Here is a 13,097-nt window from a genome sequence, read left to right on the forward strand (position 1 = left end):
GACCGCCCCCGGCCGCGTGGCCGAGGGCGGGTGCCCGAGTCGGTGTCTACTGCACGCCGTGCATGAGCTTCTTGATGCGCGGCGAGAACAGGGCGAGCACGACACCCACCGCGATCGACGCTCCACCGATCCACAGGTAGTACGGCACCTCGTCGGTCTCGTCGTAGAACCCGGCGAGAGTACCGGCCATGGCCGTGCCGCAGGCGACGGACAGGTAGAACAAGGCGACCATCTGCGTGTGGAAGTTCTTCGGCGCGAGTTTCGTCGACAGCGACAGTCCGACAGGGGACAGGAACAACTCGGCGAAGGTGAACAGCAACAGGATGAAGACCAGCCCGAGCAGGGGAGCGCTGTTGGCACCGCCACCGGCCATGGGGATGAAGCACAGGAATGCGATGCCCATGATGATCGTGCCGGCCGCGAACTTGATGGGCGACGACGGCTGGCGCGGTCCGAGCTTCGTCCACACGGCGGCGAAGACACCCGCGAACAGGATGATGAAGACGGGGTTGATCGACTGCACCCAGGACGGGGGGAACTCCCACCCGAACAGGTCGCGGTTCAGGCGCGTGTCGGCGTAGACGGCGACCATCGTGAACTGCTGCTGGAAGAGCGACCAGAAGACGGCGCTCGCGATGAACATCGGGATGAACGAGAGTACCCGGCTGCGCTCGATCGACGTGATCTGCTTGCTCGTCAGCATGATGACGAAGTAGGAGACGGTCGCGACGAGCGTCAGGACGACGACGATGTCGGACATGTTGCTCGTCGTGACGAGGCCGGTGAGCGCGGCGACCGCGATGAGGACCACGGCGATCAGGCCGATTCCGGCCGCCTTGGTGCGTGTCTCCGCCGGCAGGGGATGCGGCGGCACCTTGCCGATCTCGCCGAGGTGCTTGCGGTAGATCGTGTACTGCAGCAGACCGAGGAACATACCGACTGCGGCGAGACCGAAGCCCCAGTGGAAGCCGTGGCGATCGGCCAGGAAGCCCGTGAGCAACGGGCCGACGAGCGCGCCGAGGTTCACACCCATGTAGAAGATGGAGAAACCGGCGTCGCGTCGAGGATCCTGCTCGTCGTAGAGATCGCCGACGATCGACGTCGCCGTGGCCTTGAGACCACCGCTACCGAAGGCGACCAGCACCAGGCCTACCCCGACCCCGACGAAACCGGGCAGGACGGCGAGCGCGATATGGCCGAACATGATGAGCACGGCACTGTAGAACAGGGTGCGTTCGGAACCGAGCAACCGGTCGGCGATCCATGCCCCGAGAATCGTCGACAGATAGACCGTGCCGCCGTAGGCGCCGACGATGGAGGTCGCGGCCACCTGGCTGATCCCCAACCCACCCTCGGATGCCGAGTAGTACAGGTAGTAGATCAGGATGCCCTGCATGCCGTAGAAGGAGAATCGCTCCCACATCTCGACACCGAACAGATTGGCCAGGGGCAGGGGCTGGCCGAAGAACCGATGGTCGGATCGGGACCCGGTCAGGGTGGGTGGTTCCAGCGTGGACATGATCTCCACTGTTGCACCGCGCAGGGCGCGAGCGCGAAATATTCGCATATCCCGCGGTCGCATTTCACACTTCGGGTGCGAGTGTGAGACCCGAGACCCGGAGAGACGTTATGCGTCGACCTTGCGGCGCTGGAGGAGTCCGACGACGAGACGCCAGCCCACCAGGAAGAGACCGAGGAAGATCGTGGCGACGATGATGAAGGCGGTCGCGGTGCCCTGGCCGGTGACGGCGCGCAGCAGCATGCCGACCACGAGGGTGCTCACCCACACCAGCAGACCGGTGGGGACGGCGGCGAAGGCGTCGAACTTGTCGCGGTAGAGCCATGCGGTGAGGAACCATCCGACGGTGAGACCACCGAGGAACGGCCACGCCGTTCCTGCGAGCCCCACGAGATCGAGCACTTCGTCGTGACTGGAACGACCGAGCACGGCGAATACGACGACGAGCACGACGTCGGCCACCAACGCCGGGATGTACTTCTTCACGGCTCCAGAGTAGCGGCGACGTGGAAGGAGCAGGAACGCCCGACGCGTGCTCTCGAGCACGATCCGGGCCGGTAGAGCCCGGAACGCCCCTCCCGGAGGAGGGGCGTTCCGCGTGTGAGGGGGCTCAGGCCTGCAGGCCGGCCTCGATCTCGAGAGTGATGGTGATCTTGTCGCCGACGACGGCTCCGCCACCTTCGAGCGGCATCTCGATGCTGATGCCGAAATCCTTGCGGTTGATGACGGTGGTGGCCTCGAAGCCGGCGACCGGACCCTGGCCCATGCCGGGGTTGACGCCGTTGAACTCGAGCTTCAGCTCGACCGGGCGGGTGACGCCGTGGAGGGTGAAGTCGCCCGTGACGATGTAGTCCTCGCCGTCGGCACGGATGCCGGTGGAGGTGAAGGTGGCGACGGGGAACTGCTCGGCGTCGAAGAAGTCGGCGGAGCGGACGTGCGCGTCGCGGTCGGCGTTCTTGGTGTTGATCGACTTCACGTCGATCTCGGCGTTCACCGATGCGGTGCCGTCCTCGGCGACGGTGATGGCGCCGGAGAAGTTCTCGAAGGTGCCGCGAACCTTGCTGACGACGAGGTGCCGGACGGTGAAGCCCACGTTGGAGTGGACGGGGTCGATGGCCCAGGTGCCGGTGGTCAGGCCGGGGAAGGTGGTGGTGGTGGCGGTCGTCATGGTGGTCCTCCTCGATGATTCAACTTTCAACTTCTTGACTGCAACCATGCCACCAAATAGTTGCTTGCGCAACTACATTGTGATGTGAATCACGCAGGTTCCGGATTCTCGACCGGACGACGTCGCCGTTCGAGGGTGCTGCGCTCGTGTTCTGCGCGCTCGGCGATCGGGTCGATCTCGTCGCTGCCGTTGCCCCGGTACATCGCGGCGACCGTACTCCAGCCCGCCAGCGCGACGAACGCGAAGCTCACCATCCGGTACACGAAGACCGCGGCCAGCGACTGCGAGGCGCTCAACCCCGCAGCGGTGAGCGTCGCGATGAGGGTGCCGTCCACGAATCCCAGGCCGCCGGGTGCGAGGGGCACGCTCCCCACGGCCTTCGCCGCAGCGAACGCGATGAACAGGCCGGCCACGGACGGAGAGCCGCCCACTGCCCAGCACGCCAGTCCGAGGCACGCCACATCGGCCGCGCGGTGCACTGCCGACCACGCCACAGCGGCCACGCCGTCGCGACGGGCGAGTTCGACCGCCTCGAGTTGCGCGAGGGTGCGTTCGAAGACGTCGAAGCCGGTGCCCCTCGGCTTCCTCGTGACGCGATTGACCCGGTGGAGAACCCACGCGCCCGCCGACTCGATCGACGTGGGATTCTTCGCGACGTATCGCAGCCCGAACACCAACGCGACCGCCCCGGCGAGCGACAACACGAGGGTCACGGGGCTGATCCGGCTACCGACGGCGAACGCACCGATCATGCCCACCGACGCGAGCGTCGCCGCCGCGATGACGCCGGAGACGGCGAGCTGCCACGACGCGACCACAGGCGTCGCGCCCCACTTGCGCGTCTGCTTGTAGGTGAACGCGGTGGAGAAGACCGGCCCTGCCGGCAGGGTGACCGCCATGGCGGTGCTGCCGTAGATCACCGACGCCGAGCGCCAGTGCCCGACGCGTACTCCGCCTGCCCGGAGCAACCGTTGCTGCACCCCGGCGAAACCGCTGAGGGAAATCATCTGGGCCAGCACGCACGCGGCGAACCAGCCCCAGTGCATCTCGGTGACAGCGCGCCACGAGTCGCTCATCGTCGGCCACAGGTAGATCGCCTCGACGGTCAGCAGGGCGACGAGCGCGACTGCCGACACCCACTTGAGCCACCGGAACGAGCCCCGGCGCGGCGTGGCGTCGGGGCATGGAGGATCGTCGTGCGGCTGCGCCACGCTGTTCACCGTAACCGACCGCAGGGTCGCGGAGAGGGTGCCAGGGGCGTTCCGCCTCGTCGGCAGCTCCCGCGGAACGGGCCGTCACTCGTCCGTCGAACCCTCCGATTCGTCCGTCCGGTTCGCTCCTCCGGGAACACCGGGATAGCGAACCGGCCACGCGAGATGGGTCATCCGCCGCCTGCCGCGCAGCTGCACCTCGTCGCCGAGTTCCCAATGGCTGCGTTCCTCGTCGTCCGCGAAATACAGCGCGCTCGACGACGCGAGAACCCTGCTCGGACGCAGTTTCGCCAACTCGGTCAGACGCGAGGCCTCGTTGACGGGATCGCCGATCACCGTGTACTCGAAGCGCTCGGACGCGCCGATGTTACCGGCCACGGCGAGTCCTGCGGACACACCGATTCCCACGTCGAGCCCGGTGATCTCGTCGAGCGCGAAACGAAGTTCGCGTGCGGCCGCGAGAGCCGCCGTGGGGGCGTCCGGCCGGTCCAGGGGAGCGCCGAAGATCACCAGAGCGGCGTCGCCCATGAACTTGTTGACGAAGCCGTGGTGCCTGTCCACCACCTCCACGACGACACGGAAGAATTCGTTGAGCAGCTCGACGACCTCGTTCGGTGGTCGCTCGGCAGCCGTCGCCGTCGACCCCACCATGTCGACGAACAGCACCGCGACGTATCGGGTCTCGCCGCCGAGTTCGGTGCCGTACTGCAGGGCGCGGCGCGCGACGTCCTCACCGACGTGCTGACCGAACAACTCGCGCAGGCGCCGGCGCTCGTCGGACTCGGCCATCATCCGGTTGAAGCCGACCTGCAGGCGGCCGATCTCGCTGCCGTCGAACACTTCGACCCGCACCCCCGAAGCACCGCGCTGCACGCGTTCGATCGCCCAGCGCAACTGCTTGATGGGGTCGGAGATCTGCGCCGACGTGAGCAGCGACAGCACGAGGGCGAGGCCGATCGACGTCACGGCGAGCGCGAGGACGGACAGAGCCAGAGCGTCGGCGTCGAAGTCGGTGTTCGCGCTCAGCTGGGTCACGCACAGCAGCACGATCCCGGCGACCGGCATGAGCGTGCCCAGCCCCCAGGTCATGGCCAGGCGCGTGCCCACGCCCGGAGCCATCGTCCGGTCGAAGTTGCCCTCGCTCAGCGCCCGCGCGGCGACCGGCCGCAGGATGCGTTCGCCGAGCATGTAGGTGAAACCGAAGGTGCTGGTCGCGGCCATCGCGACGGTGACCGAGACCGCCACTGCGAGCGACGGCATCTCCTCGGCGGTGAGGAAGACGAACAGCACGCCGCCGAGCAGCCACAGTCCGAGGTGGACGATCGCCTGTCGCAGCGGGGCGTGCAGGGCCGCCATCTGTTCCGCCCGAGTGGGCGGGCCGCCGCGGAGCTGCCACCGCACGACAGAGCGCAGCGTGATCGCTGCGGCGCCGAGGCTCACGATGCCGGCGAAGACCAGGTACACCGCGAAGACCGCGAAGTTGCGGACGCGATCGGCGACGATCGCCTCGGTCTCGCCGATAGGGATCCCGTAGCGGACGAAGGCGAACACGAGCAGCGCGCCGAACAGATTCGAGGCGCCCATCGAGGCCATGTAGAGCGGCCAACGACTCCGCAGAGTGGCGGCGACAGCTCGGTACGACCTCAGCACGACTTCAAATCAAACCACTGTGCGGACGGTCACAGCGTGGGGCGGTCACCGTAGGGGGTGCGGAGTGGTTGGATTCACTCGCCACCTACCGAGACGAAAGGTGCGAAACGTACAGATGAGATCGTCTCCCACCGGTCCCGATGCGGATGCACCCTTGTGGCGGGCCGCCCAGGTGTTCCGGCTCGTCACCGTCGTGTACGCCGTGGGATCGCAGTTCTCGACCGTCGTGAACTACACCCGTCCGGGTCTGTCGTGGTTCTTCGTCGGGGTACTCGTGGCGTGGTCGATCGTCTCGGCGATGCTGCTCTCCCACCGGGTACGTCTGCGCCGGACGGTCACCGCGGTGGACCAGATCCTCGCCGTGGCCCTGATGGCGGCCACCAGGCTGGTCGCCGACCACGACTGGTACAGCAACCACCAGACCATGCCGACCACGTTGTGGGTCGCCAACGCCGTGCTGTCGGCGGCGATTCTCGGCGGTCCTCTCACCGGCATCGGATCGGCGCTGCTGATGTCCGTCGTCAGCGCGGTCGTGCGCGACCAGATCACTCTGGATCTGTGGCGGGACGCGACGGCGCCCGTGCTCGTCGCGTGCGGCGTGGCGATGGGATTCGCGACCACCGCCGCGCGCAGCGCGCACCGGCAGCTCGAACAGGCCGTGCGGGTCGCAGCCGCCACCGAGGAACGGGACCGGCTCGCCCGTCAGGTGCACGACGGAGTGCTGCAGGTGCTCGCCCTCGTGCAACGGCGCGGACTCGAGCTGGGCGGGGGCGCGACGGAACTCGCGGAGCTGGCACGGGAGCAGGAGGCCGCGCTGCGGCAGCTGATCTCCGAACAGGACACGCATGTCGACCGCGGTGGCGAGGACGCCGACCTCACAGCCCTCGTGCGGGCCCGCGCCGGTACCGCCGCGACCGTGTCCGCGCCGGCCGATCCGATCATGATCCCCCGCGACCGGGCCGAGGAACTCGCGGCGCTCACGACCGCGGCCCTGTCCAACACGCACTTGCACGCCGGTGCCGGAGCCGCCACGTACATCCTTCTCGAAGATCTCGGCGACGAGCTCGTCCTCAGCATCCGGGACGACGGTGTCGGGATCGGGCCGGGCCGACTCGACGAAGCTCGCGACCAGGGACGCATGGGGGTGTCCAAGTCGATCGTCGGGCGCGCGGAATGGCTGGGCGGCGTCGCGCTGCTCGACAGCGCCGCAGGCGAAGGAACCGAATGGGAGATCCGGGTGCCGAAGGGGGAAACGAATGGCGGAGATCAACACGGAAGCACACGAGAACACCGCACACGAACGTCGTGCCGTCAGCGTGATGGTGGTCGACGACCATCCCATCTGGCGCAACGCCGTCGGACGTGACCTCGAGGAGGCCGGGTTCGTCGTGGTCGCCGAGGCCGACGGTGTCGCGAGCGCCGCGCGACGCGCCGCGGTCGTCCGCCCCGACGTCGTGCTCATGGACATGGCGATGCCCGACGGCACCGGTACCGAGGCGACCCGCGCGGTCCTCGAGGTCTCCCCGGACAGTCGGGTGCTCGTCCTGTCGGCGTCCTCCGAACGGGACGACGTCCTCGGTGCGGTCAAAGCCGGGGCGTCCGGCTATCTCGTGAAGAGCGCCTCGGTGCACGAACTCGTCGACGCGGTCCTCGCCACCGCGCGGGGCCGGGCCGTCTTCACCCCCGGGCTGGCCGGGTTGGTGCTCGGTGAGTACCGCCGCATGTCGAACGACGTCGGCGACAGACTCCCGCCGCCCACCCTGACCGGGCGCGAAACGGAGGTGTTGCGGCTGGTCGCGAAGGGTATGTCGGCGAAACAGATCGCCGCGCGGTTGACACTCAGCCACCGCACGGTGGAGAACCATGTCCAGGCGACGCTACGCAAACTGCAACTCGCCAATCGGGTCGAACTCACCCGGTACGTCATCGAGCAGGGTCTCGAGTGACTGCTGAGGCATACCGAGTGTCCCGTTAAGCTCGTGGGCATGGAACCGAGGGATCTGCGGGTGTCGGACGCCGAGCGCGAGCACGTCGGCGAACTTCTCCAGCGGGCGGTCGGGCAGGGAATGCTCTCGCTCGGCGAGTTCACCGAACGGATGGACACCGTCCTCGCCGCCAAGACCCGAGGCGATCTGAACCAGGTGCTCGTCGACCTGCCGGGCATCCAGATCCGTCCCGAGTTCCAGGAACAGAATCTTCCGGGGATATCGCAGGCGTCCTACCCCGCGCCGACCGCAGCGGCGTTCCCCGCGCCCGGCCAGGCTGCTCCTCTGGTGATCAAGGGGCGTGTCTCCAGCGTCGAACGGAAGGGCCGCTGGCACGTGCCGCCCGCCATCGCCCTGGACACCGTCGCGTCCTCGGTGACCCTCGATCTCACCGAGGCGGTGATGCAGACGCAGGTGGTGCGGATCGATGTGAGCGACTATCTCAGCTCGATCAGCATCGTGCTGCCCGCCGAGGCCACGGCAGACGTCAACGGCGTCGAGAATGTCGCGTCGAGTGTGTCGTCCAAGGTGCGTGGCGGGGCGCCGTACGGACCGCTGCACGTCGTGGTGACCGGCAAGGTTCGCGGTGGAAGCCTCAACGTGACGCATCCGCTGTCCACGAGACTGCGCAAGTTCTTCAACGGCAACTGAAGTCCGACAACACTCGAGGCGACCCGCGAGCGGGTCGCCTCGAGTCGTTTCGGATCGTCAGTCGCGACGCTGCCGGGCGATCAGTTCGCTGACGCTGATCGAGCGGCCACCGTCGGGACCGTGGCGTCCGCGGCTGCGTGAATCCGCGTCGTTCTGTTCCTGCTGCGAGTCGTCCGCTCGTTGTTCCGGTCGCTCGGCACCCCCGGAGCGGGGCGGTTGCTCAGGACCCCGGGACCGCGAGGGCAGAGGCGGACGAGGGGTGCTCTGCGTGGGCGGCTGCATGCCCTGGGTGGGCGGCTGCGTTCCCGGCACGGGCGGCCGGGCCGGTCCCTGTGCCGGCAATCGCGGTCCTTCAGGCCTCGGCGGACGCTGTGCCTCCGGGACGGAAGGTCGCTGGGGTTCCGGCGCCGGGGAACGCTGCGCTTCGCGTGCCGGCGGACGCGGTCCGTCCTGTGCGGGCCGCCGCCGCGGCGCGGGAGGCTCCCCGCCGGGCGAGGTGCGGCGCAACTGCGACAACCAGTTCTCGATCGCCTGCGGGTCCCGTCCCCGGCCGGTGCCGGACTCGCTCGGACGCGAGGCCGGGGCACCGGGCAGAGGCTCCGAATCGCCCGGGACAACGGGTGGCCGGACGAAGGACTGCGGCAGCGGCGGCGGAACCTCCCCGCGCTGACGGCGGGGGAGCGGCGGCACGGCCGACGTCGGCGACGGTTCGGATGCCCGGCTTCCGGGTGTCTCGGACGCACCGCGCTGTGTGGGATCGAGCGCACCGCGCTGCGTGGGATCGAGCGCACCGCGCTGCGTGGGATCGAGCGCACCGCGCTGTGGCAGCGACATGCCGTTCCGCTCGTCCACCTGCGTCCGATCCTCCGCGCGACGTCGCGGTTCCGGTACCGGCTGCGACGGACGTCCCGGACCTGCAGCGGGCGGCGCCGGACGGCTCGCCGGCGTGGGACGGCCGGTCGCGGGTGGCACCCGCTCGCCGTTCCGAGGTGCGGGGGGACGACCCGCAGCGGGCGCTGCGGGACGGACAGGGGGACGACCGGGCGTCTGGCGGCGCACCGGCGGCGGCGTGAGATCTCGGAGTTTGCGCTGTTCGGAAGCCGGACGCGGCGGAGCGATCTTCGGCAGCGGCTGCGTGAGGTCGGAGCCACCCTCGAAGGCGCCCGGGAAGCGATGCGCACCTGTGGCCGCGACCGTCGCCGGACCGAACATGCCGACGGTGATCAGCTCGGGAACGTCCTGGGGCATCAGTTCGTCGGCGAGGATGGGTTCGCCCAGGCCGATCTTCTCCTGGATGCGTTTCATCCATGCCGGAGCCCACCAGCAGTCGTCCCCGAGCAGCTTCATCACGGCGGGCACGAGGAACATGCGGATGACGGTGGCGTCGATGATCAGCGCGGCGATCATGCCGAACGCGATGTACTTCATCATCACCAGTTCGGAGAACCCGAAGGCGCCGGTGACGACGATGAGGATCAGGGCTGCCGCCGTGATGATGCGGCCGGTGTGGGCGGTACCGATGCGGATGGACTCGGTGGTGCTCGCCCCCATCGATCTCGCCTCCACCATTCTGGAGAGCAGGAACACCTCGTAGTCGGTCGACAGGCCGTACACGATCGCGATGATCAGCACGAGCACCGGCGACATGATCGGTCCCGGCGTGAAGTTGAGCAGCCCGGCGCCGTGGCCGTCGATGAAGATCCAGGTGAGGATGCCGAGGGTCGAACCGAGACCCAGGGCGCTCATCAACACCGCCTTGACCGGCAGCACGAGCGAGCCGAACGCCAGGAACATCAGCAGTGTCGTCAGCAGGACGACCACCACGACCATCAACGGCAGGGTGTCGAGGAGGGCTGCGATCGAGTCCTGTTCGATCGCCGGTGTGCCACCGACGAGCACTTCGACACCCTCGGGCCATTCGGCCGCGTGCAGATACTCGATGGTGTCGGCGGACTCGTTGCGGTCGGTCAGGCCGGCCTTGAGTACGCGGACGCCGTCCTTCGCCGGGCCGGTGATCGTGAATTTCTCGACGAGGCCGGGAGCCTCGCTGGCCGTGGTGATGATCTTGTTGAGGTCGCCGCCCTCGGCGCCGCGGACGACGAGCTTGACCGGTTCGGCGCGCTGGCCGGGGAACAGTTCGTCGAAGGTCTCCTGCGCGACACGCGTGGGGTGCTCGGGCGGCAGGTAGGTCTCGTTGATGCCGCCGAACTTGATGCCGGTCAGCGGCATGATCAGCAGCAGCAGGCCGATGACCGTCGGGATGGTCACCTTCATCGGGTTGACCATCACCCAGCGGCACAGGCGGCCGAGGAAGCTGTTCTCGACCTGCTCGTTCGACTGGATCTGCCCGAAGCGCTTCATGCCGAACTTGTCGATGCGCTTGCCGAGGATGCTCAGGATGGCGGGCAGGATCGTGATGGACAGCAGGGCGGCCAGCGACACCGCCGAGATCGCGCCGTAGGCGACCGACTTGAGGAAGCCCTGGGGGAACAGCACGAGACCACCGAGGCTCGTGACGACCATGGTCGCCGAGAACACCACCGTGCGACCTGCGGTCACGACGGTGCGCCGCACCGCTGCGCGTGTGTCGTAGCCCTCGGCGAGTTCTTCGCGGAATCTCGACACCATGAACAGGCCGTAGTCGATCGCCAGGCCCAGGCCGATGAGCGAGACGACCGGCGCGACGAACGAGTTGACCTCGGTGAAGTTGGTGATCAACCGGACGATGCCGTTCGCCGCGACGATCGTCAGGCCGCCGGTGATCAACGGCAGCGCGGCTGCGACGACACCGCCGAAGACGAAGAACAGCAGGATGCCGACCGCGGGGATCGCGAGGATCTCCATGCGCTTGATGTCGTTGGCCATCGTGTCGTTGAGCGCGCCGGAGATCGGTTGCAGGCCGGCGAGCTGCACGTCGATACCGTCGACGGCGAACTCGTCCTTGACCTCGCGGAAGTTGCCGGTCAGTTCCGTGTCGTCCTCGCCGGCGATCGCGACCGACGCGATCGCGTGCTGACGCGACGGATCGGCCAGCGACGGCAGCGACGGCGCGTCGTCGGTCGGCCAGTACGCACCGTTGATCTTGAGAATTTCGTCGGGGTGCTCGGCGACCAGTGAGTTCAGGCTGTCCGTGACCTTCGCCGCGAACTCGGGATCGTCGACCGTCCTGCCCTCGGGCGCCGTGTAGAGCACCAGGACGTCGCCCGCGGTGTCGCGGCCGAAGGTGCCGTCGGCGAGCTTGGCAGCGGCGACGGACTCCGAGCCGGGATCGTCCCAGCCGCTCTGGCTGAGATGATCGTTCAGGCTCAGCCCGTACCCGGCGAGCGCGAGCAACCCCGCGACCATCACCGCGATGACGGTGAAGCGCGCGCGGTAGACGAGCTCTCCCCAACGGTCGAACACGTGAGTCTCCTATTCGGCGACGCTCTTGCGCCCCACCAGGAGAGCAGAAAGCGGTCGGAACGGCTGCAGCCAGGCACCCTCGTCGGGCAGCGATTCCAGGCTGACGCGGGGCAGCGGTTCGCGGAACACACCGGGAATGTCCTCGAGATCGAGGAACTCGATGATCTCGGAGGTCACCGCCCAGCTGGCGTGCTCGCGGAAACCGAGCACCGTGGTGGCGATGCCCTGCTGCGCGAGCAGCTCGAGGGGTTCACGGAAGGCCTGCCCGTCGGCGGAGGCCACCATCACACCGGCGAGACCCTCCCGGTGCCTCAGCTCGATGTGGTGCAGCATGTCGGAGTCGACATCGCTGTCCTCGTCGATCTTCGGCTTGGCGAACACCGCGAAGCCCACATTACGCAGGGCCTCGACCCAGGGGCGGACGACGTCCGCGCTGCCCGGTGCGATGTTGGTGAACACCGTGGCCTCGGGCTCGAGGGTGGCGGAGTGCTGACGCGACAGTTCGGCGGTGCGCCCGAGGAGCCACCGGCCGAGAGCGTCGAAGCGCGGGCGGTAGGCGGCGGTGGGCCGTCCCCCGAGGATCGCGCCGAGGCCCATGTCGAGGTTGGGTGCGTCCCAGACGAGCAGGACCTTACGGACCGGCTCGACGCCGTCGATCGCGGAGGAATCGGTCACGCCGGGAAGCTCTTCATGGACACTCATGCTCCGATCTTCCCCCAGACGAACTCGTTGATCGCGCTCCCCACCTGGTGCGCCTTGTCCTCGAACTTCGTGACGGGTCGCTCGAGGCCGATCGGGGCGGTACCGGAGAACCGGGCGAGTCGAGGTTCGGCGTCGCCCACCTCGGCGATCGCTTCGGCGTAGTCGGCGTGGTCGGTGGCCACGTGCAGCACTCCGCCGGGCTTCAGCCGGTCGGCGATCAGCGCGAACGTCGGGGCCTGCAGGAGCCGGCGCTTGTGGTGGCGGGCCTTGGGCCACGGATCCGGGAAGAAGACCCGCACCCCGGTGAGCGACTCGGTGGTGAGCATCTTCTCGAGCACCTCGACGGCGTCGCCCCGCAGGATCCGCAGATTCTCGATCGGCGCGTCGCTGTCGTAGCTGCGCTCGATGCCCTGCAGCGTCTGGGCGATGCCGGGCTTGTAGACCTCCACGGCGATGAGGTTCACCTCGGGCTCGGCCCCTGCCATGGCGAGGGCAGCGGTTCCCGTTCCGGATCCGATCTCGAGGACGAGCGGTGCGGAACGGCCGAACCACGCTTCGACGTCGAGCGGATCGTCGCCGACCTCCTTGCCGAGTTCGGGCCAACGACGGTCCCAGCACTGCTGTTGAGGGTCGGTCAGCGATCCACGGCGGGACCGGAAACTCGTCACCCTGGGGTACAGGCGGTTCCCGCGGGTCGGGCGCTCGTCGAGCGTCTCGGTGGTGTGCTGATCGGCTTCGTTCACCCGTCCATTGTCGCGTATCTCGGGAGTGTGTGGCGGGAGTGACCTGAGGGACCACAGTGTTTTCTC

Annotated in this window: 11 protein-coding genes; 3 read left to right on the forward strand and 8 right to left on the reverse strand. The window is 68.2% G+C overall.

The window, feature by feature from the left end:
* Window positions 1-46: 46 nt before the first annotated feature.
* The 5 genes from EQ874_RS03935 to EQ874_RS03955 form a co-directional block, all read right to left on the reverse strand.
* Entirely contained in the window at window positions 47-1,519 is a 1,473-nt protein-coding gene (locus EQ874_RS03935) for a peptide MFS transporter (protein WP_129975686.1), read from the reverse strand.
* Window positions 1,520-1,627: 108 nt separating this feature from the next.
* Window positions 1,628-2,005 (reverse strand): DUF3054 domain-containing protein, encoded by a 378-nt coding sequence (locus tag EQ874_RS03940; protein WP_016933226.1) that lies wholly within the window; start codon window positions 2,003-2,005, stop codon window positions 1,628-1,630.
* Window positions 2,006-2,129: 124 nt separating this feature from the next.
* Window positions 2,130-2,687 carry a YceI family protein gene (locus tag EQ874_RS03945; protein WP_129975688.1) on the reverse strand — a complete coding sequence of 186 codons (558 nt, stop codon included), beginning with the start codon at window positions 2,685-2,687 and terminating at the stop codon, window positions 2,130-2,132.
* Between the two features lie 89 nt (window positions 2,688-2,776).
* Window positions 2,777-3,907 (reverse strand): YbhN family protein, encoded by a 1,131-nt coding sequence (locus EQ874_RS03950; protein ID WP_037222710.1) that lies wholly within the window; start codon window positions 3,905-3,907, stop codon window positions 2,777-2,779.
* Between the two features lie 75 nt (window positions 3,908-3,982).
* Window positions 3,983-5,491, reverse strand: a complete 1,509-nt coding sequence (locus EQ874_RS03955; RefSeq protein WP_129975984.1) for an adenylate/guanylate cyclase domain-containing protein — start codon at window positions 5,489-5,491, stop codon at window positions 3,983-3,985.
* 172 nt (window positions 5,492-5,663) lie between these two features.
* Here EQ874_RS03955 and EQ874_RS03960 point away from each other — a divergent pair, with 172 nt between their 5' ends.
* The 3 genes from EQ874_RS03960 to EQ874_RS03970 are packed head-to-tail and all read left to right on the forward strand — an operon-like array spanning window position 5,664 to window position 8,184.
* Window positions 5,664-6,914 carry a DUF5931 domain-containing protein gene (locus tag EQ874_RS03960; protein WP_016933222.1) on the forward strand — a complete coding sequence of 417 codons (1,251 nt, stop codon included), beginning with the start codon at window positions 5,664-5,666 and terminating at the stop codon, window positions 6,912-6,914.
* Window positions 6,868-7,494 carry a response regulator transcription factor gene (locus tag EQ874_RS03965; RefSeq protein WP_016933221.1) on the forward strand — a complete coding sequence of 209 codons (627 nt, stop codon included), beginning with the start codon at window positions 6,868-6,870 and terminating at the stop codon, window positions 7,492-7,494. The genes EQ874_RS03960 and EQ874_RS03965 overlap by 47 nt, the downstream gene beginning before the upstream one ends.
* A gap of 39 nt (window positions 7,495-7,533) precedes the next feature.
* On the forward strand, window positions 7,534-8,184 hold the full coding sequence (locus EQ874_RS03970) for a DUF1707 domain-containing protein (protein ID WP_016933220.1): 651 nt from the start codon (window positions 7,534-7,536) through the stop codon (window positions 8,182-8,184).
* Between the two features lie 57 nt (window positions 8,185-8,241).
* Here the strand turns inward: EQ874_RS03970 and EQ874_RS03975 are convergent, their stop codons facing one another.
* The 3 genes from EQ874_RS03975 to trmB are packed head-to-tail and all read right to left on the reverse strand — an operon-like array spanning window position 8,242 to window position 13,031.
* Complete coding sequence (locus tag EQ874_RS03975; RefSeq protein ID WP_129975690.1) at window positions 8,242-11,586, reverse strand: MMPL family transporter; 3,345 nt, start codon at window positions 11,584-11,586, stop codon at window positions 8,242-8,244.
* 9 nt (window positions 11,587-11,595) lie between these two features.
* Window positions 11,596-12,288, reverse strand: a complete 693-nt coding sequence (locus tag EQ874_RS03980; protein ID WP_129975692.1) for an NYN domain-containing protein — start codon at window positions 12,286-12,288, stop codon at window positions 11,596-11,598.
* Window positions 12,285-13,031, reverse strand: coding sequence for a tRNA (guanosine(46)-N7)-methyltransferase TrmB (gene trmB, locus EQ874_RS03985; RefSeq protein WP_084421719.1), 747 nt, complete (start codon window positions 13,029-13,031; stop codon window positions 12,285-12,287). The genes EQ874_RS03980 and trmB overlap by 4 nt, the downstream gene beginning before the upstream one ends.
* Window positions 13,032-13,097: the final 66 nt, after the last annotated feature.

Origin of the sequence: Rhodococcus sp. Q1 (assembly GCF_004153645.1) — a bacterium.
GTDB lineage: Bacteria > Actinomycetota > Actinomycetes > Mycobacteriales > Mycobacteriaceae > Rhodococcus > Rhodococcus gordoniae.